The organism is Promicromonospora sp. MEB111, assembly GCF_030209445.1.
Classification (GTDB): domain Bacteria; phylum Actinomycetota; class Actinomycetes; order Actinomycetales; family Cellulomonadaceae; genus Promicromonospora.
Window position 1 is genome coordinate 72486 of record NZ_JARVSD010000029.1, and the last position, 22580, is coordinate 95065.

Sequence of the window (22580 nt, forward strand, 5' to 3'; positions counted from 1 at the left end):
GTGATCGTCCTGCTCCTGACCCTCGTCATGCTGGTCGGCCTCTCGCTGGCGGGCATGCTCTCCGCCGGCGAGGCCGCGCTCCTGCGCGTCACCCGCGCGTCCCTCACGGAGGCGCTCGCGGAGGCCGAGCTGGGGCAGTCGCCCGACCCGCTGCGTGCCGCGCGGATCCGGCGGGCCCAGGCGCTGGTCGTCGACCCGCCGGCGACGGTCGCCTCGTTCGCGCTCGTGCGCGTCATGTCCGAGGTCGTGGCCATCGCCGCCGGGACGCTGCTGGTGCAGCAGGCGATCCCGGGCGAGGGCGTGCCCAACGAGCTGCCGGTCATGCTCATCGCACTCGTGGTGGGCGTGGTGGTCGGCGTCATCTTCGTCCGCGTCTCGCCGCGCGCCCTCGGCTTCCGCAGGCCCGTCGCGGTGCTGCTCGCGCTGGTGGGCCCCCTGACCGGCGTCTCGCGCGCGGTCGCGTGGCTGACCCGCATCTCGGTGCCGCACTACGACCCGTCGCCGCCCACCGAGGCGGAGCTGCGCGACATCGCCGACCGCGTCGGGGAGTCCAGCGCCTTCGAGGAGTCCGACCGGGAGCTGCTCCGCTCCGTGATCGAGCTGGGCGGCACCATCACGCGCGAGGTCATGGTGCCCCGCACCGACATGGTGACCGTCACGGCCGAGACCTCGCTCGACAAGGTGCTGCGGCTGTTCCTGCGTTCCGGCTTCTCGCGGGTGCCCGTTGTCGGCGAGTCGGTGGACGACGTCGTCGGCGTCGCCTACCTCAAGGATGTCGTCGCCGCGGTGCACTGGCCCGTGGGTGACGGCGGCGCCGCGCCCGGGCCGTCCCGGCGCCCGGCCGCCGACGTCGCGCGCGACGCCGTGTTCGTGCCCGAGTCCAAGCCCATCGACGACCTGCTGCGCGAGATGCAGGCCTCGGCCAGCCACATCGCGCTGGTGGTCGACGAGTACGGCGGCGTCGCGGGCCTGGTGACCATCGAGGACCTCCTGGAGGAGGTGGTCGGCGAGCTCACCGACGAGCACGACACGGTGCCCGTCCAGGAGGTCGAGGACCTGGGCGGCGGCGTGCTCCGCGTGCCGGCCCGCCTGCCGGTGGACGAGCTCGGCGACCTGTTCGACCTGCGTCTGGACGACGACGACGTGGACACCGCCGGCGGGCTGCTCGCCAAGGCCCTGGGCAAGGTGCCGCTCGCCGGCGCCTCGGTCGAGGTCGGCGGCGTGCACCTGGAGGCGGAGCGGGTCGAGGGCCGCCGCAAGCAGATCTCGACGATCCTCGTGCACCGCACGGAACCGGTGGGCGAGCCGGAGGACAGCAACGGTGGTCTCGACCAGCACGACCACCGTGATCAGAAGCGTGACCAGAAGGAAGTGACCTCTTGAGCGAGCAGCCCGCAGGGCAACAGACCGCCGCACACCGGAGCGGGTTCGCCTGCCTGGTGGGGCGCCCCAACGCCGGCAAGTCGACCCTGACGAACGCGCTGGTGGGGCAGAAGGTCGCGATCATGTCGGCGCGGCCGCAGACCACCCGGCACACGATCCGCGGGATCGTGCACCGCCCGGACGCCCAGCTCGTGCTGGTGGACACCCCCGGCCTGCACCGGCCCCGCACCCTCCTGGGGGAGCGGCTCAACGACCTGGTGCGGGACACGCTGTCCGAGGTGGACGTCATCGCGTTCTGCCTGCCCGCGGACCAGAAGGTGGGGCCGGGCGACCGCTACATCGCGGCGCAGCTCGCCGAGCTGATGACGGGACGCCGGGCCGTACCCGTCGTCGCCGTCGTGACCAAGGCCGACCTGGTGCCGCGCCCCGACCTGGTGGAGCACCTGCTCGCCGTCGAGCAGCTCGCGAAGTCCGTGGACCGCGAGTGGGCCGACATCGTGCCTGTCTCCGCGAAGGACGGCTACCAGGTGGACGAGCTCGAGGCGGTCCTCGTCTCCCACCTCCCCGAGGGCCCCGACCTGTACCCGGACGGCGAGCTGACCGACGAGCCCGAGGCCGTCATGGTGGCCGAGCTGGTGCGGGAGGCCGCCCTGGAGGGCGTGCGCGACGAGCTGCCGCACTCCCTCGCGGTGGTCGTCGAGGAGATCGTCGAGCGCGAGGGCTCGGGCGACCCGGCCAAGGGCCGGCCGCCGCTGCTGGACGTGCGCGTCAACCTGTTCGTGGAGCGCGACTCGCAGAAGGCGATCATCATCGGGCGCGGCGGGTCCCGGCTGCGGTCGGTCGGCACCGAGGCCCGGCAGGGCATCGAGAAGCTGCTGGGCCAGCGCGTGTACCTGGACCTGCACGTCAAGGTCGCCAAGGACTGGCAGCGGGACCCCAAGCAGCTGCGCCGCCTGGGCTTCTGACGGGCTGCCGGGCGCGGCGCGGCCGCGCACGGCCCGGTCCCCACGGGGTGCGCCGCAGTGCATCCCGGTGCAACTGGGTCTCGAATATCGCAGCCAGGATTACGGGCAATACGGACACTGTGCTGTGATTGCGGGATGGAGAGAGTGGTCGCTCGAACGTCCCCCGTCGAGCTCACGAGCCTGACCGGGCTCACCCCCCTGTCGGCAACCACCGGAGGCGCGGACTCGCAGGAGATCTACGACGTCCTGCGCGCCAGATGGGGTGTGGTGGCCCCCGTGGACATGGAGCCGGGCGTGCCGGCGTGGCTGGTGATGGGGCACGCGGAGATCTGCGAGATCACCCGGAACGAGTCGCAGTTCTCCCGGGACCCGCGCAACTGGCGCTGGCACTACGACGGGCTGCTGTCGGAGCGCTCCGCGCTGCTCGGCATCTCGCCCCGGGAGCCGCGCAACTCCTCCTACCACCACGACGGCGAGCTGCGCCGCCGCCTGCGCCAGCCCCTGGACGACGGGCTGGAGGCGCTGCCGGAGAAGCTGGTGGTGGCGCAGGTCGAGGAGGTCAGCATGCGGCTGGTCGAGGAGCTCGGCGCCGGCGGCGAGGCCGACCTGGTCCAGGACTGGGCCAAGAAGGTGGGCTTCCTGGCGGTGACGGCGCTGTTCGGCTTCGACCACGACACGGCGAACCAGATGATGGTCGACTCGGCGCACATCATGGACCACACGGGTGAGGCTGCCCAGGCGCGCGACCGGATGGGCCGCAACCTGATGGCGCACGTCCAGGCCCGGAAGGCCACGGCGGAGTCGGACCTGACGTCGTCGTTCGTGCGGCACCCGAGCTTCCACGACGACCGCGAGATCGCGGACTCGATGTCGGTGCCGCTCATCGCCGCCAGCGAGTTCCTCACGGCGTGGATCGCGCTGACCCTGCGGCTGCTGCTCACGGACCAGCGGTTCGCGGCGCGCTGGACCGGCGGCCGGATCGCCCTGGACGACGCGCTGGACGAGGTGCTCTGGCGCGAGGCGCCCGCGGCGAACCCGCCGCTGCCCCGGTACTCGATGGGCGACCTGGAGCTGGACGGCAAGCTGATCCGCAAGGGCGACGCCCTGATCATGGCCGTCGCCGCCGCCAACCAGGACCCGCTGGTGCACACCGGGAACATGTGGGACGAGGTGGGCAACCGGGCGCACCTCGCGTGGGGCGTGGGGCCGCACCGGTGCCCGGCGTCGCGGCAGGCGCGCATCATCGCGCGCGTCGCGATCAACCGGCTGCTCACCGAGCTCGACCTGGAGCTCGCGGTCGAGGACCACGACCTCGCCTGGGTCCCGTCGCCCTGGGTGCGGCACCCGCAGGCGCTGCCCGTCCGGTACGCGCGGGCGCGGTCGTCGGGTACCGAGATCTACGTGGTGCGCTGAAACGTGACGCCTGAGGTGTGACGTGGTCGACGCGCCCTTCCGCCTCGCGCAGACCCGGTAGTACGGTCACGAAACGTACTTACCGGACACCTGTCGTGGAGGAAGAGCATGCTCACCGTTGACCTGGTCCGTCGCGGCGCCGCCCGGTTCGGGCCGCGTACCGCCGTCCGCTTCGGTACCGAGTCATTGACGTATGCGCAGGTGGACGACGCGGCGAACGCCATGGCGCGGGTGCTGCACGCGCACGGCGCCGAGCCGGGGGCGCGGGTGGCGCTGCTGATGGCCAACGGGCTGTGGTCCATCGCCATGGACTTCGCCTGCCTCAAGGCGGGCGTCACCCGGGTGCCGCTCAACGCCCGGCTGTCCGCCACGGAGCAGGGCCGCATGCTCCAGGAGACGGAGGTGCGCCTCCTGGTGCACGACGCCGCGCTGGCCGAGCGGGCGGGCGAGCTCGCCGAGGCGCACGGCCTGACGACGCTGGGCCTGGGCGCGCCCGGCGCCGTCGGCGGCCCGGACCTGCTCACGGCGATGCGGGACGTCTCGACCGCCGACCCGAACCTGCCCGCGAACCCGCAGGACCCGATCCTGCTGCTGTACACGTCGGGCACCACGGGCACGCTCAAGGCGGTCGAGCACACCCAAGCCAGCTACGCCGCCATCGTCGCGAACATCCTGACCAACCTGGTCAGCCCCGCGCGCGACTCGGTGATGCTGCACGCGGCCAGCCTCATCCACGCCAGCGGCACGTTCGTGCTGCCCTACTGGCTGCGCGGCGGGGAGTCCGTGGTGCTGTCCGGGTTCGAGCCCCAGGGCTACGTCGACGCGATCGCCCGCTACCGCGCCACGGAGATCAACCTGGTGCCGACGATGATCGGGATGCTGCTCTCGTCCGGCGTCGCCGAGGGTGCCGACATGTCCTCCCTGCGCACCGCCATCTACGGGGCCAGCCCCATGCCCCGCCCGGTGATCGAGCAGGCCATGGACGTGTGGGGGCCCCGGTTCGCGCAGTACTACGGCCAGACCGAGGCGCCGCTGTGCCTCACGGTGCTCGACGCCGCCGACCACACCGACCCGTCCCTGCTGGGCTCCTGCGGCCAGCCCGCGCTCGACGCCCAGATCCTCGTCACCGACGACGCCGGCACCCCGGTGGCCCCCGGCGAGATCGGTGAGATCCGGGTGCGCGCGCCGTTCACGATGGCCGGCTACCACGCCGCCCCCGAGCTGAACGCCGAGATGCTCGCCGGCGACGGCTGGCTGCGCACCCGCGACATGGCGCGCGTGGACGAGCGCGGCTACCTCTACCTCGTGGACCGCCGCGGCGACATGATCATCACCGGCGGCTACAACGTCTACCCGCGCGAGGTCGAGGACGTGCTGCTCGCCCAGCCGTCGGTGGCCCAGGCCGTCGTGGTGGGCGCCCCTGACGACACCTGGGTCGAGGCCGTCACCGCGTTCGTCGTGCCCGCGCCGGGCGCCGCCGTCGACGAGGCCGCGCTCCAGGCCGCGGTGCGTGACAAGCTCGCCGGCTACAAGGTGCCCAAGTCCGTGCACGCGGTCGACTCGGTGCCGCTCTCACCCGTGGGCAAGGTGCTGCGCCGCGCGCTGCGCGAACCGCTGTGGGAGGGCAGCCGGTGAGCGTCCTGGTCACCCGCGAGGGCAGCGTCACCCTGATCGGCATCGACCGCCCCGAGCGGCGCAACGCCGTCGACGGCCCCACCGCTGCGGCGCTCGCCGCCGCGTTCCGCGCCTTCGACGCCGACGACGCCGCCACCGCCGCCGTGCTGTACGGCACGGGCGGCACGTTCTGCTCCGGCGCCGACCTCAAGGCGCTCGGCACCCCGGACGGCAACCGGGCCGCGCCCGACGGCGACGGACCCATGGGCCCCACGCGGCTGCGGCTGAGCAAGCCGGTGATCGCCGCCGTGTCCGGGCACGCCGTCGCGGGCGGGCTGGAGCTGGCGGCGTGGGCGGACCTGCGGGTCGCCGACGAGACGGCGGTCTTCGGCGTCTACTGCCGCCGCTGGGGCGTCCCCCTGATCGACGGGGGCACGGTGCGGCTGCCCCGCCTGATCGGGCAGTCGCACGCGATGGACATGATCCTCACCGGCCGGTCCGTCGAGGCCGACGAGGCCCTGCGCATCGGCCTGGCCAACCGGGTGGTGCCCGCGGGGCAGGCGGTGTCGGCGGCCGTGGGGCTGGCGGTGTCGCTCGCGGCGTTCCCGCAGGTCTGCCTCCGCGAGGACCGCGCCTCGGTGCTGGACCAGTGGGGCCTCTCCGAGACCGAGGCCCTGGCCCGCGAGTGGGAGCACGGCGAGCGTTCCCTGGCCGCGGCGGCCTACGAGGGCGCGGCCCGCTTCGCCGCGGGCGCCGGCCGCCACGGCACCCCCGCCTGACCCCTTCGAGGCCTGAGTTTCTTGGCTTTCAGAGAGCTGAAAGCCAAGAAAATCAGGCCTCGAAGATGATCCGACTATCGGCGTCGGTCGGTTGTTGTCGGAAGGCGGTGGTCGGAAGGCGGTCGGGCGACGAGGGGCTGACGGCGGGGGTCAGGCCGGCAGGCGGTCGGCCGGGGCGTCCCAGTCGATGCGGTAGCCCGTGACCCAGTCGTTGGTGGTGCGGGCCGCGGCGCGGCTCACCAGCGGCAGAATCACGCGGTCGCGCAGCACCCGGGTCAGCGTGCCCGGGATCTTCTGGTTCGAGGTGCGCTTCGCCTGGGCGATCAGCCGCTCGACCCGGGTCCGGCGCGCCGTCTCGAAGGCCGCGAACGCGCCGGCCGGGTCGCGGTGGTCGCGCAGGAACCGGGCCAGCAGCACGCCGTCCTCGATCGCGAGCGAGGCGCCCTGCCCGGACGTCGGCGAGATGCCGTGCGCCGCGTCGCCCACGAGCCCGATGGGCCCGCGGTGCCACACGGGCACGCTCGGCAGGTCGAGTGTGTTCCAGGGCGCGATGATCTCCGGCGTGGCGGCGATGATCCGCAGCGCGGGGCCGGCGTCGTCGGCGACGAGGCGCACCAGCTCCGCGCGCCACCGCTCCGGGGTCCAGGCGGCGAGCTCGGCGTCGCTCGCCGCGCGGGCGCGGGGCACGTTCGCGAACCACCAGACGTCGCCCGGGCCGCGGTTCGCGTAGGCGAAGAAGGCCCGCCGTCCGAAGATCATCGTGAACACGCCCACGGGCCCGTCCACCGAGACGCCCGCGGCGTAGCCGCCCGTGTTCAGCAGCCCGGTGTAGCGGGGCGGCGGGCAGGCCGGGTCGAGGATCGCCCGGGTGCGCGAGTGCAGGCCGTCGGCCCCGATCAGCAGGTCGCCCTCGACAGTGGTGCCGTCGGCGAACGAGGCGACGACGCCGCCTGACCCCGCCGCGGTGGCGTCGACGAGGCGCCTGCCGTACTCGACCGGGATGCCGCGGCGCACGGCCTCGTCGCGCAGCCGGACGTAGAGGTCGGACCGCCGGACGGTCTGGCTGACCGTGCCCGCGTCGTCGTCCCGCCCCATCCCGAGGTGGGCCAGGAGCCGCCCGTTCGACGCGCGCAGCTCGAGCGCGGGCGTGTCGAAACCACCGAGGCCGCGGTGGTCGATGTCCAGCACCCGCAGGGCGGCCAGCCCGTTGGGTGCCAGGGTGAGGTAGGCGCCGACGCCGTCCGCGGTGCGGTCGTAGGCCTCGTGGACCTCCGCGTCGATGCCCGCCTTCTGCAGGGCCATGGCGGTCACGGGCCCGGTGATACCCGCTCCGATGATGATCGCTCTCATTTGCTCACCATAAAGTGGCTAACCATAAGATGGCAAGGTGTTGCGACGAGAACTCGACGGCGTACGTCCGCCTAGGCTGGGCGCCGTGACCCAGGACTCCCGGCCGCGCTCCCCGCTCGCGATGGTGCTGCTCGCGCTGCTCGCCGAGGAGCCGATGCACGCCTACCGCATGCAGCGGCTGATCAAGACGCGGCGCAAGGACGACGTGGTCAACGTGGCGCGCAGCAACAGCGTCTACCAGTCGATCGAGCGCCTGCTCCGCGACGGCCTCATCGAGGTGCACGAGAAGCTGGCGGCCGAGGCCGGGCCCGCCCGGATCGTCTACGCCCTGACCCCCGACGGTTCCGCCGCCCTGCGCCGCTGGATGGACGCGGCGCTCGCGACGCCCGCGCGCGAGTTCCCCGAGTTCCGGGCGGTGCTGGCCGTGGTGGCGATCACCGGTCCTGACCTGGTGCGGGACCGGCTCGCCGAGCGCGCCGCGGCGCTGGAGACCGCGCTGGCGGAGGCGGAGCGGGAGGCCGCCGACGCGCAGGAGTGGGGGCTGCCCCGCGTGCTCCTGTTGGAGCACGAGCACCTCCTGGTCACCACGCGCGCGGAGCTGGACTGGGTGCGCGGCGTGGTCGCCGACCTGCGGTCGGGGGAGCTGACCTGGGACACCGCGGAGATGCTGGCGTCCCGGCCGCCGGAGTGACGCGCCGTCGGCTGCCCGGGTGACGCGCCGTCGCGTCCCGATCGAGCGAACGGGGCGTCGGGCGTAGCATCCGAAGGTGTTCTTCCGGACCGTTGCCACCTCCGCCGCGATCCTGGTCGCGCTGGCCGTCACGGGTGCCGTCGCGGGCCCCGCCTGGGAGCCGGAACCGGTGACCGAGCACCTGCACCTGGCCACCGCCTCGACGGCGATCGGGGGTGCCGACCCCGATGCGGGGGAGCCCGGTGACTTCGAGGTGCGCGAGACCGCGGTGACCATCCCGCTGGCCGACGGCCGGGAGGTGGGCGGGCTGCTGCGCGAGCCGGTGGAGGCCGGCGCTGATGCCGACCGGCCCGGGATCGTGTTCGTGCACGGCGCGGGCACGGGCAAGGCCTCCGACGCGTTCACGCTGGCCGCGACCGCACTCGCGAGCGCGGGGATCACCACGCTGGTGCCCGACAAGCGGCTCGACAACTACTCGACGCGGCACCGCGACTACGAGCAGATGGCGCGCGACTACGCCTGGTCGGTGCGGTACCTGCGGGAGGTCCCGGGCGTGGACCCGGACGACGTGGGCCTGTACGCCGAGTCGGAGGGCGCGTGGGTGTCGCCGGTGATGATGGTGGACGACCCGCGGCTCGCGTTCCAGATCCTGGTGTCGGCCCCGGTCGTGCCGCCGCGGCAGCAGGCCGCGTACGCCGTCGACAACTACCTGCGCAACACGGACGTGCCCGGCGGGGTGTTCCGCGCCATCCCGCGCGCGGTGGGGATGAAGCTGCCGGGCGGCGGGTTCGAGTACGCGGACTTCGACGTCCGCCCCTGGCTCCGGGAGCAGGACGACCCGATCCTCGCGGTCTTCGGCACCAACGACGCCTCGATGCCGCTGGAGCAGGGCACGCGCGAGCTGCTGGCCGACGCCGACGACGTGACGGTGCGGTTCTACGAGCGCGCCAACCACGGCATCAACGTGGAGACGCCCGGCGGGCTGGTGCTGCACCCCGACTTCGCGCGCGACGTCGCCGACTGGGTGCTGGGGCTCCCGGCCACGGCGTCCGCCCCGCCGCAGGTCGCCGGGGCGCAGCCCGCGCAGCTCTACCTCGCGGCGCCCGTGCCGCAGCCGCACTGGTACGGCGACGGCGACTGGCTGGTCAGGGTGGTCGTCACCGCCGGCGCCCTGCTGGTCGTGGGTTCGCTGTTGCTGGGCGGCGTGGCCGTCGCGAGCGGCGTGACCCGACGGCGGTCCGGCCGCCCGGGCGCGCGTCTCGCCCGGGGCCTGCGCGCACCCCTGACCGGGCTGGCCGTCGGCTCGGTGGCGACGATGCTCGGCCTGGCCGCGTACCTCGGGGCGGTCGCCCGGCTGGCCCTGGACTACGAGAAGAACGCCCTGGTGGTGCAGGGCGGCTGGATCGCGGTGCGGCTGCTGGGCCTGGTCGCCGTCGTCGCCGCGGCGCTGCTGCTGAACCGCGTGCGTGACCGCAGGATGTCGGTGGCCGACCGGGGCCCCGCGGGCGCGGTGCGTGCCGACCCGGTGCCGTCGGACGCCGTCCGCCCGGAACCCCCGGACACCGCCCGGCCGGAGCCGCACCGTCCCCGGCGCGTCGCCGTCGCCGTGGTCTCGACGGGCTTCTGGGTCACCGTGCTGGGCGCCACGGCACTCCTGGTCACTCTCGCCTACTGGGGCGCCTACCAGCTGGGTATCTGACCCGGGTTCAGCAGGCCGGAGGCGACCGTATGGGCCCGGGTCGTGGTCGCCGTCCGCCTGGTGAACCGGCCTCAGCAGCGGGCCGGCGCGGCCGCAGCCCCGGCCAGACGGCGGGGCGGGGCGGCGTCGGGGATCTCGTCCGGGAGGCGCAGGTGCCGCACCTGGTCCACGTGCGTGGTCGTCGCCAGCGCCGCGCTGTACCCCGCCGGCGCGGGCACGTGCGTCAGGTACGGCCGGGGGTGGGGGAGCCGGACCGACGGGTCGGCCGTCACCAGGCTCGGCCGCGGCCCCGTCACGTCGAGGTCCCGCAGGGGGATCGCCAGGCCGTGCCCCGTGAGCTTCGTCGTCGCCTCCTTGCGCGTCCACGACGCGAGCAGCGCGTCCGCGCGGTCACGAGCGGGGAGGCGGCGCCAGGCATGGTGCTCGGCCCGGGTGAGCGCGGCCGCCGCGAGGTCGTCCAGGTCCCGGTCCGCGGGCCGGGCGTCGAGGTTCACGCCCACGCGGCCGTCGCCCACGACGCCGACCAGCACCCAGGCGCGCGTGTGCGACACCGAGTAGTCGAGGGCCGCGCCCGCGACGTGCGGCCGGCCGTGCTGCGGGTCGCCGCAGCGGTCGCACCCGCGCTCCACCACGACGTCCTCCGGAGCGACGCCGAGATAGCGGGACAGGATCAGCCGCTGCGCCGCGCGCGACGTCAGGTGGACGTCGGTGGCCAGTGCGTCCAGGCCCACGAGCTGCTCCTGATCCGGTACGGTCAGCAGGCGCGTCCAGGCCTCGCGGCGTCGGACCGGAACGAGCCAGACGTCGCAGGTGCGGGGTGCCGGTGCGGCTGCTGGGTCCACTGCGTTCTCCTGTGACCTCGGTGTGCCGCCGGCTGTCGCCGACGGCGGATGTCCCACGCACACCAGATGTGATGGACGTGCGCAGAAATACAGGTGTGACCGGACTCGCCGTGCCACGGCCTGACAGAGCCGGTACCCAGCGGGTAGAAACGTGGTGGGCCCCAGCGCCGCCAGCCACACTTCCCCAGTCTCGACCAGCGGCGTTATCGAGGAGTGAACGGATGATGGACCAGCACGCTTCGGAGCGTGACGAGAGAACTTCGGCCGACGTCGCGGACGACGCCAACGGCGCGCCGACGGAGAGCCTCGGCCACGAGCACGTCGCCACGGTCGCACCGGAGACCGGGAACGGCACCGCCGCCGAGGACTCCGGCGAGGTCCGGCCGTTCGCGAACATCGCGGCCGCCGACTACGTGCGGGACGCCATCGCCGCGCTCGCCCTGCTGGTGTCGCTCGCCCTCCCGTGGAACCTCACCGACCGCTCGGCGGACCGGGTCGAGGTCGTGCTGGCGGTCGCGCTGTCGCTCGCCTCGCTGACGCTGCCCTACCTCGCGCGCTTCGGTGTGCTGCCCCCCACGTGGACCGTGCACTCGACGCGCCGCGCCCGCCTGATCGCCGGGCTGCCGCTCGCCGTGATCGGGCTGGTCCACCTCGTGCTCGACCTGCGCAGCGGCGCGGGCGTCGGCACCGGCCTGGGCCTCGCGCTCGCCGGCGCGGCGCTGGCCGCGACGCCGCGCGACAGCGAGCTCGGGCCCGTCGAGGAGGACGGCGCCGTGGTGCGCGCCTGGCGCTTCGGCCTCGCCGGCGTGGGCGCGCTCATCGCCCTCGGCGCGGTCATCTCCACGCTGCTCGCCGAGCTCGCCGACGGCGCGACCCTGGGCGACCGGCTCCTGGCGCCCGTGTGGCTCGCGCTCTCGCTCGGCCTGGTGTGGCTCCTCGTGGGTGGCACCGTGCGGCACGACCGGCCGTCCCGGCTGGTGCTCGTCGCCGTCGGCATCGTGCTCGCGCTCCTGTTCGTCTTCACCTCCGGCGGCGCGCTGACCGGCATGGAGTCCATGCAGCCCGGCGTCACCGACCCGAGCCGGTTCGGCCTGGTGCTGCTCCCGCTCGCCGCCGCCGTGGCGGGCTCGCCCGCCGTGCGCCGCGACCCCGCGGCGGCCGACGCCGAGGAGAGCACCGAGCACGCCGCGGGCGTCTGGGTGCGGGTGGCCGTCCGGGCGTTCGACGTCATCGTCCTGCTCGCGGTGTGCAGCGCGCTGGCCGCGCTGGTGCAGCTCATCGACCCGGGCTTCATCGGGTCGGGCGCCGGCGTCACGCTGGTGCTGCGCCTCGTGCTCGGCGTCGTCGTCGCCGGTATCGCCTGGTTCGCGCGCCGCTCCCTGAAGCGCGACCCCAACACGGGCCACGTGCCCGCCGTCGGCGCCGCGTGCGTGGCGGGCGTGCTGGGCCTCGTGGTCGTCATCGCGACGTCGGGCGCGAGCCTGGGCGTCAACCTCGGCGACCTGCTCATGGCGCTCGCCCTGCCCATCGTCGCGGCGAGCGCGCTGATGGTGCCCAAGGCGGTGCGCGAGCATTTCCAGACCGCCGGGATCGGCGGCGAGGCCGACGTCGACCGCACCCAGGCCTACGTGTGGTCCCCGCCGCGTCCCAAGGGCGACAAGGCCCCGCCGGTCACCCTGCCGGAGGAGCCGGTGCGCAGCGCACCGGAGCTCCGGCGTCCCGCCGAGCCGCGCCGGGTCACCTCCACGGGTGCCGTGCGGACCGTCGCGGGCGCCACCGCCGCCCAGCGCGGCGTGGTCCCCGTGCAGCCGGTGCAGCCGGTCTCGGGCGAGGTATCGCTCGGCTCGATGCGCACGGTCGAGGACATGCCGGCGGCGGCCGCCCCGGTCGACGCGACCGCGACGATGCCCCCGGTCCGCTCGGGCGCCACGCCGGTGGCCGCGCAGCCGGCCTCGTCCGCGCAGCCGGCGTCGGGTGCGCACCCGACCGCGCGCATCCGGCCGGTGGGCAACGGCCAGCAGGCCGCGCCGGTACAGGGCTCGGCGGCGCAGGGCTCGGCCGGCGAGGTCGAGGAGCACACCACGCGCCGGGTCGTCACCGGGCAGGGGGCCGCGTCGTCGGACTACGGCTCCGAGTCGGGGCACACCGCGGTGCTGCCGCCCGTGGGCGGCCGGTGGACCCCCGCCGTCGCGCTCGACCCGGCCACGCCGCTCGCGGACCTGGCGAAGATCGTCCAGGAGGCGCCCCACCTGCGTCCGCAGGTCGCGGCGAACCCGTCGACGTACCCCGCGCTGCTGGACTGGCTGGGTGCCCTGGGCGACCCCCAGGTCGACGCGGCCCTGCGCACCCGCCGCTGAGTCGTGGTCCGGATCGTGGGCGTGGCTGGCGCCCACGGTCCGGACGAGGGGTACAGTGACGGCGTGCGCCTGACGGTGATCCTTCTCCTTCGCTGCCGCGACGAGGCCTAGACAGGCCGGTCCCTCGTCGCGGAGGCTTGGTGTGCCGGCCAACCTCACCGAGCGAAGGACACATGATGGAGAACAGCATCACCGCCACCACCCCCGGCGGAGTTCACGAGACAGCGGTGCACGGCGCAGCAGGCGGGATCATCGAGGACAACCCGCAGCAGACGTCGGGCATGCCGACGAGCAAGTACCGGCCCTTTCACGAGCAGATCAGCCTCGAGCTCCCCGACCGCACCTGGCCGGGCAAGCGCATCGAGAAGGCCCCGCGCTGGTGCGCGGTGGACCTGCGGGACGGTAACCAGGCCCTGATCGAGCCGATGGACGCGGAGCGCAAGCTGCGCATGTTCGAGCTGCTGGTCAAGATGGGCTACAAGGAGATCGAGGTCGGCTTCCCGTCGGCGAGCCAGACCGACTACGACTTCGTGCGCAAGCTGATCGACGAGAACCGGATCCCCGACGACGTGGTGATCCAGGTGCTCACCCAGGCCCGGGCCCACCTCATCGAGCGCACCTACGAGTCGATCACGGGTGCCAAGCAGGCGATCGTGCACCTGTACAACTCGACGTCCGTGCTGCAGCGGGAGGTCGTGTTCCGCTCCGACCAGGACGGCATCGTCGACATCGCGCTCGACGGCGCGAAGCTGTGCCGCAAGCTCGAGGAGACCGTGCCGGGCACGCGGATCTACTACGAGTACTCCCCGGAGTCGTACACCGGCACCGAGCTGGAGTTCGCGGTCCGCATCTGCAACGAGGTCATCGAGGTCTTCGAGCCGGCGCCGGAGCGCAAGGTCATCATCAACCTGCCCGCGACGGTCGAGATGGCCACGCCCAACGTCTACGCCGACTCGATCGAGTGGATGAGCCGGCACCTGGCGCACCGCGAGAACGTCATCCTGTCGCTGCACCCGCACAACGACCGCGGCACGGCCGTCGCGGCCGCCGAGCTGGGCTACCTGGCCGGTGCGGACCGCATCGAGGGCTGTCTGTTCGGCAACGGCGAGCGCACCGGCAACGTCGACCTGGTGACCCTGGGCATGAACCTGTTCTCGCAGGGGATCGACCCGCAGATCGACTTCAGCGACATCGACGGCATCCGCCGCACCGTCGAGCACTGCAACCAGATGCCGGTGCACGAGCGGCACCCCTACGTGGGTGACCTCGTGTTCACGGCGTTCTCCGGCTCGCACCAGGACGCCATCAAGAAGGGCTTCGAGCACATGGCCGGGCGGGCCGAGGCTGCCGGCGTGGGCGTCGACGACCTGGACTGGGGCGTGCCGTACCTGCCGATCGACCCGCGCGACGTCGGGCGGTCCTACGAGGCCGTGATCCGCGTGAACTCGCAGTCGGGCAAGGGCGGCGTGTCCTACCTGCTCAAGAGCGAGCACAACCTGGACCTGCCGCGGCGGCTGCAGATCGAGTTCTCGCACGCCGTGCAGAAGGTGACCGACGAGCAGGGCACCGAGGTGACCGGCGCGGACATCTGGCGCATCTTCACCGACGAGTACCTGCCCGTCGAGGAGAACGCGGCGTCCGGCCTGGAGCACTGGGGCCGGCTCACGCTGCGCGGCACCCGCGCCGTCTCCGCCGAGGGTGCGCAGGACACGCTCGAGGTGGACGTCACCGACCGCGGCAAGGAGCTGACGCTGACCGGCACGGGTAACGGCCCCATCGACGCGTTCGTGAACGCGATCGCGCAGGTGGGCGTGGACGTACGCGTGCTCGATTACACCGAGCACGCCCTGTCCGAGGGCGGCGACGCCAGCGCGGCGGCGTACGTCGAGTGCGCGGTGGGCGACGACGTCCTGTGGGGCGTCGGCATCGACCCGTCGATCACCCTGTCGTCCCTGAAGGCGATCGTCTCGGCCGTCAACCGCGCGGAGCGCGCGGCGTCCTGACCCGCCCGCTCTACCCGATTCGCTGAGTGCTGGATTTTCGCCCTTTCTCGTCCCTCGAAAGGGCGAAAATCCAGCACTCAGCGCTCTGCCGGTCGGCAGTTTGCCGCACGAACTCGGCAGTTGGCATCGAGATCGGCACAGGCCTGTGCCGATCTCGATGCCAACTGCCGACCCGGCGCGCGCACGGGGTAGCCTCCCGGCATGAACTGGCCGGTCACGATCAACTTCCATCCCGACCGGCTCGTCGCCGACGGCAGCGAGACCCTGATCGAGCGTCTCGCCCACGACCGCGTGTGGCGTTCCCAGTTCGAGACCGGCACGAGCAACGGCGGCCTCACCGCGCACCACGGCGGCGACCGGTGGCGCTGGGAGCAGCGCATGTTCGACGGCCGGTACGACGACGCCGCACCGCACCTGCGCCCCCGCTACGGCGCGCTGAACCACCGTCGCCGGGAGGCGGGCGCCGCCGTCCGCTTCGGCTCCGCCCACCTGCGGCTGCGCCCGCACGTGCTGGAGCGGACCACGTTCTGCTACCCGGACTCCTTCCGGGAGCCGGAGCACTTCGCCGCCGTCGACCCGGCGCCGCTGGTCGCGCTGGCGGACGCCGACACCGCGGCCGGCGTGCACGACCTCCTGGACGACTACGTCGAGGCCCAGGTGCACGGCGTGGTCGACCTGCCGGACGACGTCGAGGCGCTCGTGCTGGACCCCTGCTACCGCGGCACGGCCGAGGCCGAGGCCGCGGAAGGGCTCGGCGTCGCCGTCGAGTGGCACCACGGGTTCCGGCTGCACGTGGACGACCTGGCCACACGGCCCCGGTTTCGCGGACCGGAGATCGTGGACGTGGCGCGGGCGGTCGCCGTCGGGCACACGACGGACGGCCGGCTGGACGCCCGGGCGGTCGGCGAGGCCGTGCGTGCGGGGGAGCACGACCCGCAGGACCTCAAGAAGGTGTGGCACCACGTGGCGCGCTGGGGACATCCGCGGTGACCTGCGCCGACACCGGCCTGCGCAGGTTCCACAGGGGCGGGGACCCCGGGTACAGCTCGGCGAAGGTCCGGGTGACCTCGAACCCGTGCCGCCGGTAGAACTCGACGTTCCTGGTGCTGCTCGTCTGCAGCGAGACCGGCTGGCCGGCGGCGTCTGCCCGGGCGAGACCGTCGCGCAGGAGCGCACTGCCGACGCCGGTGCCGCGCCGGTCGGGGCGCACGACGAGCGTGCCGAGGAACCAGCCCGGGTCGTTCGGGTACGACTGGGCGAGCGTGGCGTACAGCGCGGAGAGCCGGGGCCAGTCGGTGCTCGTGCGGCGGACCAGAGTCCGCGTGGCGCGGGTCAGGCGAGGGTCGACGCGCTGGGTGGGGGCGAACGGGTCGTAGGGGTCCTCCGCGCCCGCGGTAGTCCAGGTGGCCAGCCCGATGATCCGGCCGTCGTGCACGGCCACCCGGGCGGCCTGCGGCGGCCGCAGGATGCGCAGTGCCGTCCGGAGCAGGATCAGGTGCGGCAGACGACGTCGTCCGACGTCCGGAACGGTGTAGGTCCACAGCGGGTCGTCGGCGAACCCGTCGGCCGCGACCTCGGCGGCCTCCCTGCTCTGGCGCGGCCGGAAGTCGGTGATCCTCACGGCCCGGAGCGTACCGAGGCCGCGGGCACTCCCGGCCGGGTTTCATCCGCAGGCCGCCTGGCGGGCCGGGTCAGGAGCACGCCCGCCAGGCTGACCACGAACCCGGCCACGGCAAGGAGCGGCAGGTCCTGGTCGAACATGGCCCAGGCCCATGCGGCGGAGACCGCCGGGGTGAGGTAGAGCCACGTGCTCACCGCGACGGGCCCGCGCGTGCGCTGCACGTACAGGTACATCCCGTACCCGCCGAGGAACGCCAGCCCGACGAGCCAGGCGATCGCCAGCCAGAAGGTCGGGTCGGCGGGGGGAGCGGCCTGTCCGCTCGCGAGGGCGAGGACGGCGAAGATCCCGAGCGCGACGACGCCCTGCACGGCCAGGGAGTCCAGCACGTCGTGCTTACCCGCCTCGTCGGGCGCGGGCCACAGGTCGCCCAGCACCGTGGCGGCGGAGAGCGACAGCATGCCGAGCACGGCCCAGAGCGCGCCCGCGGCGCCGGTCCCGGCTGCGACGTCCGGCCCGACGGCGAGGGCGACCCCCGCGAACCCGACCGCCAGGCCGACGGCCTGGCGCCGTCCGCCGCCGCTCCCGCGTCCGCCGCCGCTCCCGCGCCCGCCGCTTCCGCGCCCGGTCCCGCGCGTGCGCCCGAACCCGGACATGACCACCGCGACCAGCGCCGGCTGGAGCGAGGCGAGCAGTGCGGCGGTCCCGGCCGGCAGGCCCTCCTCGACCGCGCGGAACACGCCGTAGAGGTAGCCGGCCTGGCCGAGGGCGCCCAGCACCGCCTCGCGCCGGAGGTAGCGCGCGCCGTACCGGCGGCCGAGCGCCAGCACCACCACGACCATCAGGGTCCCGGCGACCACATAGCGCCACAGGAGCGTGGTGGCGGCGGGCGCGACCGGCGCCGCGAAGGTGGCCCCGACGAAGCCGGAGCTCCACATCACCACGAGCAGGGCGGGGGCGAGGTGCCCCAGGAGGCTTCTTCTCGTCCGATCAGTCATACCAGCCAGGTAAACATACAGGTCGGTATACTCGCAGTGGACCCGGACGCATCGCCCGGACGCGACCACCTGGAGGGACCCGTGCCCCGCCGCAGCCCCAACCCCGACACCCCGGCCGGCGAGCGGATCCTCGTCGCGGCCAGCGCCCTGTTCTACGAGCGCGGCATCCGCGGCGTCGGCGTCGACCTGATCGCCGACCAGGCCGGGGTCACCAAGAAGACGCTCTACGACCGGTTCGGGTCCAAGGACGCGCTGGTGGCCGCGTACCTGACCCGGCGGCACGAGCGCTGGGCCACGTGGTTCGGGCGGCGGCTCGCGGAACGCGGGGCGACGGGCGTCGAGCAGGTCCTGGTCGCGCTCGAGGTCGCCGAGGAGTGGGCCGACGACAACGTGCGCGGGTGTGCGTTCGTCAACGCCCACGGCGAGATCGGCGCCACCGAGCACCCGGGCAACGCCGTGATCCTGGCCGACAAGCAGTACATGCTCGCCGAGTTCCAGCGGCTGCTGCGCGACGCCGGGCACCCGGACGCGGAGCGCCTCGGCGAGCAGGTCCACCTGCTGTACGAGGGCGCGATGGTGGCGCACACGACGCGCGCGCAGCCGGACGCGTTCGGCGCCGCCCGCGCCGCGGCCCGGGCGCTGCTCCAGGCCTGACGGCGCCCGGGCGCAACGCTGACGCCGCGGGCCCGCAACGCCCGCTGTGTACTCTCGGCCCGTGCACCAGCAGACCATCCTCCAGCCCGGCACGGGGACGAGCGCGGGCGCCGGCGCCGCCGTCGTCGACGGGGCCGCGTACCTGCCCACCTCGACCGAGACCGCCTACTGGGGCCGGCTGCCCTGCGCGGTGGACCGCGCGGTGCTGGCCGTGGACCCGGGCGAGGAGGTCGTGGTCGACACCCTTTCCCACGAGGGGATCCTGGAGGACCAGGGCGGCGATCCGCTCGCCTGGTTCGCGGAGCGCGGCGTCGCCGAGGACGCCGTCCTGGCCGACGCCGTGGAGCTCGCCACCGCCCGCCGGTCCCGTCTGGGGGCCCGCACGCCCGGCCTGCTCGACGTGCCGGGAGCGCACGGCGGCCACGTCGTCACCGGGCCCGTCGAGGTGCGCGGCGCGCAGCCGGGAGACCTCCTCGCGATCCGCGTGCTGTCCACCGACCCCCGTGTGCCGTACGGCGTGATCTCCAACCGCCACGGCCGCGGCTCCCTGCCCGGCGAGTACCCGGCCGGCGGGGCGGACATCGTCAGCGTCTTCGCGCAGGTGGACTCGTGGGCCGACGGCGCGGGGCGCGGCTCGATCCCGCTCGCCGAGGGCGCCCACGACCGGGTGGGCTTCGACCTGCGCCCGTTCCTAGGCATCATGGGCGTCGCCGCCGCCGGGGACGAGCGGCCGCACTCGGTGCCGCCGGGGCCGTTCGGCGGCAACATCGACATCAACCTGCTGGGCGCCGGGTCCACCCTGTACCTGCCGGTACAGGTGGCGGGGGCGCTCGCGTACGTGGGCGACCCGCACTTCGCGCAGGGCGACGGCGAGGTGGCGCTCACCGCGTTCGAGGCCTCGCTGCGCGTGCGGCTCGGCTTCGACCTGATCCCGGCCGCCGACGCCGTCGCGACGTTCGGCGAGCTGGCCGGCCCGCTCGCGGAGACCACGGAGTTCCTGGTGCCGACCGGGCTGGACCGCGACCTCGACGTAGCCGTGGAGAACTGCGTGCGCGCGGCGATCGCCCTGCTGGGGGTGCGGTACGGGATGTCGCCCGCGCACGCCTACGCGTACCTGTCGGCAGCCACGGACTTCGACATCTCGCAGGTGGTCGACGTGGTCAAGGGCGTGCACGCCCGGATCCGCAAGGCGGACTTCCTGCCCCGCTAGGGCGCAGAGCGGCGGCGCGTTGCGGCCGGCTGCGGCCGAACGTAGGGCCCGTCGGCGCATGAGCGCTCATCCGCCGACGAACCCTACGTTCGGCGCCCGGTCCGGGGCGGCGGCGCAGAGCGGCGGCGCGCGTCCGGCGGCGCGTCCTACGCGGCCCGCTGCCGGTCGTACCGGTCGGGGAGCCGCTTGAACCCCGCCGACACGTACGTGGCGACCGCGGCGGCGCGCGCGGTCTCCGTGATGACGACGGCGCTGGACGACCCGAGCTCGCGCAGGGCGGCCGCCCCGGCGACGGTGATCGCCCGGCCGTAGCCGTGACCACGGTGGTCCGGGTGCACGCCCAGGGGCTCGATGAGGCCGGGCCTGCCGGGGCCGGCCGACCAGACGGTCGTCGCGCCGACGGGCACGCCCGCGCCGTCGTAGGCGAGCAGGCAGCGCGCGTCCGCGTACAGCGGGCCGGCCGCCATGTCGTGCCAGCGCTCGTCCGTGAACGTCGGGCCGCCGAACGCCTCCCGGTGCACGAAGGTGCGCTCGCTCACCCGGTCCGGTCCGACCACCTCGACCCGCACGCCCGGGTCCTCGACGGGGTCGGCGAGGTCGCGCTGCAGCGGCGTGAACGGGTCCTCGGCGCCCCAGCCCTCGTCGGCGAGCAGGTCGCTCACCAGGGCGCCCGGGGGCGCCTCGACGCTGACCTCCCCGTCCGGGAGCACCCCGCGCTCCGGCGTCGTCAGGTCGGCGACCAGCCGCCGGGCCAGCTCCTCGTCGCGGTGGGCGTCGGGCGCCGTCGTCATGCGCAGCAGCCGCGACCCGTCCAGCAGGCCGACGGCGAGCAACCGCCCGTCCCGGCTCCAGGTCCGAACGGCCGCCGCCGCGGTCCGGGCGCCGAACCGCTGGTACCAGCCCACGTCCCCGGGGTGGAGCTGCACGGGCCGGGCGTCGTCCTGCCACGCGCGCAGCGCGTCGGTCGCGGCGGCCACGTCGCCCGGGCCGGGCGTGCTCAAGATGACGGTCATACGGCGATCCAACCTCGCGGCCCGCCGGCCCGCGATCTTTTTTCTGGCCCATCCGTGCCAGGCCCGCGGCGTGCATCTTGGTGCCAGGAGCGCGGTAGTTGTCCCGAGCAGTCATTCGCGTCTCGTGGCACCGTCAGCCCACTTCCCGGCATTGTCCGCGAATTGCAAACATCTCCCTATCCGGTCCGGCATCCCGAATCGGCAGAGAAAGCACCGGGCCGGAGAACGGCCCGCTGAAGGGAGAATGTTGATGAGAAGAGCACCTGCGCTTCTCGCGGTGATCGCGTTGCTGGCCTCCTTCCTGGTGGCCGTCGTGGGCGTGGCGAGTCCCGCCTCGGCCGCGGCACGTGACGGGGTCTGCGACAGCGGCGAGTTCTGTTACTACTACAACAGCGACAACGCGGGGTCCGTCTCGGACTTCACGGGTTCGGTGAGCGACTACGGCACCACGCAGCCGTCCTGCTACGACTTCAAGGGGTCGGGCAACGGCCAGGGCGAGTGCATCAAGAACAACGCGGCCTCGGTGTGGAACCGGACGGGCGAGACGGTCCGCGTCTACTACAACACCGGCTACGGCGGCGAGTACCAGAACATCGGTTCCGGCTACAAGGGCCAGCTCAGCGCGGAGCTGTACAACAACAACGCCTCGCACCAGCTCGTCGGCACCGCGGGCACCGACACCGGTGCGCGCAGCGGCACCTGCGAGGACGGCGAGTTCTGCTACTACTACAACAGCGGCAACGCGGGGTCCATCTCGGACTTCACGGAGTCCGCGGGCAGCTACGGCGACGCGCAGCCCACGTGCTACGACTACAAGGGTGCGGGCGCCGGCCAGGGCGAGTGCATCAAGAACAACGCCGCGTCGGTGTGGAACCGGTCGACCAAGACGGTCCGGGTCTACTACAACAGCAACTACGCGGGCACCTACCAGGACGTCGCGCCGGGGTTCAAGGGCCAGCTCAACAGCACGCTCTACAACAACAACGCCTCGCACCAGTTCGTCGGGGCGTCTGCCCCCGGCGGCGGTTCCCGCAGCGGCACCTGCGAGTCCGGGGAGCTCTGCTACTACTACAACAGCGGCAACGCGGGGTCCATCTCGGACTTCTCCGACTCGGTCGGTGACTACGGCACGTCGCAGCCGTCGTGCTACGACTTCAAGGGTGCGGGCGCCGGCCAGGGCGAGTGCATCAAGAACAACGCCGCGTCGGTGTGGAACCGGTCCAGCAAGACGGTCTGCGTCTACTTCAACAGCTACTACGGCGGTTCCTCGCAGGCCGTCGCGGCGGGCTTCAAGGGTGCGCTGAACGGCACGCTCTACAACAACAACGCCTCCCACAAGTTCATCACGGGCACCACGTGCCCGGTCTCCGAGGGGCCTGTCGACCCGGGCAGCCCCGGTGGCGACACCAGCGGCGACTACGCGCAGAAGGTCGAGCGGGTCATCCAGGCCGCGCTCGCGCAGACCGGCCAGGGCTACACCTACTCGTGGGGCGGCGGCAACAAGTACGGCCCGACCTACGGCATCTGCTGCAGCCCGGGTGGCTACGACGACCGGAGCCGGTTCGGCTTCGACTGCTCCGGCCTGACGCAGTACGCGTTCTGGCAGGGCGCGGGCGTCGACATCGGCACCTACACCGGCGCCCACCTCAGCAAGGGCACCAAGGTCTCCATGAGCAACCTGCAGCGCGGTGACCTGATCATGTGGGGTGGCTGGTCGAGCACCTATCACGTGGCGATATACCTAGGAAACGGCCAGATGGTCGAGGCGGCGCCACCGCGCAACTCGACCAGCGTGCACGTGACGAACGTCTACGGGGGTGACTTCGGTATCCGGGTGAACATGTGATCCGGCCACCCGGCTGACAATGGCACGGTCCTGCCACCACATTCGGTGGCAGGACCGTGCCATTTCTTCTCCGCGCGGCAGGAAATGTCGTGGCACGGTCAGGACAGTGCCATTCTCTTGTTGCCGGACGGGCGGCGGGAAAGGA

Annotated in this window: 18 protein-coding genes; 13 read left to right on the top strand and 5 right to left on the bottom strand. The window is 73.5% G+C overall.

The features are described 5' to 3' along the window. From QRN56_RS27120 to QRN56_RS27140, 5 genes are all read left to right on the top strand, one after another. Entirely contained in the window at positions 1-1383 is a 1383-nt protein-coding gene (locus tag QRN56_RS27120; RefSeq protein ID WP_285108570.1) for a hemolysin family protein, read from the top strand. Continuing rightward, positions 1380-2348 (top strand): GTPase Era, encoded by a 969-nt coding sequence (gene era, locus QRN56_RS27125; RefSeq protein ID WP_285108572.1) that lies wholly within the window; start codon positions 1380-1382, stop codon positions 2346-2348. The genes QRN56_RS27120 and era overlap by 4 nt, the downstream gene beginning before the upstream one ends. A 144-nt stretch (positions 2349-2492) precedes the next feature. Further along, the gene (locus tag QRN56_RS27130) at positions 2493-3761 is read left to right on the top strand and encodes a cytochrome P450 family protein (protein WP_285108574.1); all 1269 of its coding nucleotides are present in this window, start codon (positions 2493-2495) and stop codon (positions 3759-3761) included. Positions 3762-3869: 108 nt separating this feature from the next. Beyond that, a complete protein-coding gene (locus QRN56_RS27135; RefSeq protein ID WP_285108576.1) occupies positions 3870-5396 on the top strand; it encodes a class I adenylate-forming enzyme family protein in 1527 nt (508 codons plus the stop codon). Further along, a complete protein-coding gene (locus QRN56_RS27140) occupies positions 5393-6154 on the top strand; it encodes a crotonase/enoyl-CoA hydratase family protein (RefSeq protein WP_285108578.1) in 762 nt (253 codons plus the stop codon). Before QRN56_RS27135 ends, QRN56_RS27140 begins: the two co-directional genes overlap by 4 nt. A gap of 150 nt (positions 6155-6304) precedes the next feature. Here the strand turns inward: QRN56_RS27140 and QRN56_RS27145 are convergent, their stop codons facing one another. Next, positions 6305-7504, bottom strand: coding sequence for an FAD-dependent oxidoreductase (locus tag QRN56_RS27145; RefSeq protein ID WP_285108581.1), 1200 nt, complete (start codon positions 7502-7504; stop codon positions 6305-6307). An 85-nt stretch (positions 7505-7589) separates the two neighbouring features. Between QRN56_RS27145 and QRN56_RS27150 the strand changes: the two genes are divergently transcribed. After that, positions 7590-8195 (top strand): PadR family transcriptional regulator, encoded by a 606-nt coding sequence (locus tag QRN56_RS27150; protein ID WP_285108582.1) that lies wholly within the window; start codon positions 7590-7592, stop codon positions 8193-8195. A 76-nt stretch (positions 8196-8271) separates the two neighbouring features. Then, complete coding sequence (locus QRN56_RS27155; protein ID WP_285108584.1) at positions 8272-9894, top strand: alpha/beta hydrolase family protein; 1623 nt, start codon at positions 8272-8274, stop codon at positions 9892-9894. A 71-nt stretch (positions 9895-9965) separates the two neighbouring features. Here the strand turns inward: QRN56_RS27155 and QRN56_RS27160 are convergent, their stop codons facing one another. Beyond that, the gene (locus QRN56_RS27160; protein WP_285108586.1) at positions 9966-10736 is read right to left on the bottom strand and encodes a 4'-phosphopantetheinyl transferase family protein; all 771 of its coding nucleotides are present in this window, start codon (positions 10734-10736) and stop codon (positions 9966-9968) included. A gap of 224 nt (positions 10737-10960) precedes the next feature. On the opposite strand from QRN56_RS27160, the gene QRN56_RS27165 reads away from it, so the two are divergent. The 3 genes from QRN56_RS27165 to QRN56_RS27175 all read left to right on the top strand — a co-directional run bounded on the left by QRN56_RS27165 (position 10961) and on the right by QRN56_RS27175 (position 16086). Further along, complete coding sequence (locus QRN56_RS27165; protein ID WP_285108588.1) at positions 10961-13093, top strand: DUF7937 domain-containing protein; 2133 nt, start codon at positions 10961-10963, stop codon at positions 13091-13093. Between the two features lie 173 nt (positions 13094-13266). Continuing rightward, positions 13267-15096: a 2-isopropylmalate synthase gene (gene leuA / locus QRN56_RS27170; RefSeq protein WP_502928850.1), complete on the top strand. Its 1830-nt coding sequence runs from the start codon at positions 13267-13269 to the stop codon at positions 15094-15096. A gap of 201 nt (positions 15097-15297) precedes the next feature. After that, positions 15298-16086 carry a DUF3626 domain-containing protein gene (locus QRN56_RS27175; protein ID WP_285108590.1) on the top strand — a complete coding sequence of 263 codons (789 nt, stop codon included), beginning with the start codon at positions 15298-15300 and terminating at the stop codon, positions 16084-16086. Here the strand turns inward: QRN56_RS27175 and QRN56_RS27180 are convergent. Both QRN56_RS27180 and QRN56_RS27185 read right to left on the bottom strand, forming a co-directional pair. Next, positions 16040-16717, bottom strand: coding sequence for a GNAT family N-acetyltransferase (locus QRN56_RS27180; protein WP_285108592.1), 678 nt, complete (start codon positions 16715-16717; stop codon positions 16040-16042). The genes QRN56_RS27175 and QRN56_RS27180 overlap by 47 nt on opposite strands. Beyond that, complete coding sequence (locus QRN56_RS27185; protein ID WP_285108594.1) at positions 16714-17712, bottom strand: DMT family transporter; 999 nt, start codon at positions 17710-17712, stop codon at positions 16714-16716. The genes QRN56_RS27180 and QRN56_RS27185 overlap by 4 nt, the downstream gene beginning before the upstream one ends. 81 nt (positions 17713-17793) lie before the next feature. Here QRN56_RS27185 and QRN56_RS27190 point away from each other — a divergent pair, with 81 nt between their 5' ends. Continuing rightward, the gene (locus QRN56_RS27190; protein ID WP_285108596.1) at positions 17794-18366 is read left to right on the top strand and encodes a TetR/AcrR family transcriptional regulator; all 573 of its coding nucleotides are present in this window, start codon (positions 17794-17796) and stop codon (positions 18364-18366) included. Between the two features lie 61 nt (positions 18367-18427). Then, positions 18428-19576, top strand: a complete 1149-nt coding sequence (locus QRN56_RS27195; protein WP_502928851.1) for an acetamidase/formamidase family protein — start codon at positions 18428-18430, stop codon at positions 19574-19576. 146 nt (positions 19577-19722) lie between these two features. On the opposite strand, the gene QRN56_RS27200 is transcribed toward QRN56_RS27195, so the two are convergent. Continuing rightward, the gene (locus tag QRN56_RS27200) at positions 19723-20589 is read right to left on the bottom strand and encodes a GNAT family N-acetyltransferase (protein WP_285108597.1); all 867 of its coding nucleotides are present in this window, start codon (positions 20587-20589) and stop codon (positions 19723-19725) included. A 250-nt stretch (positions 20590-20839) separates the two neighbouring features. On the opposite strand from QRN56_RS27200, the gene QRN56_RS27205 reads away from it, so the two are divergent. After that, positions 20840-22435 carry a peptidase inhibitor family I36 protein gene (locus tag QRN56_RS27205; protein WP_285108599.1) on the top strand — a complete coding sequence of 532 codons (1596 nt, stop codon included), beginning with the start codon at positions 20840-20842 and terminating at the stop codon, positions 22433-22435. Positions 22436-22580 lie beyond the last annotated feature (145 nt).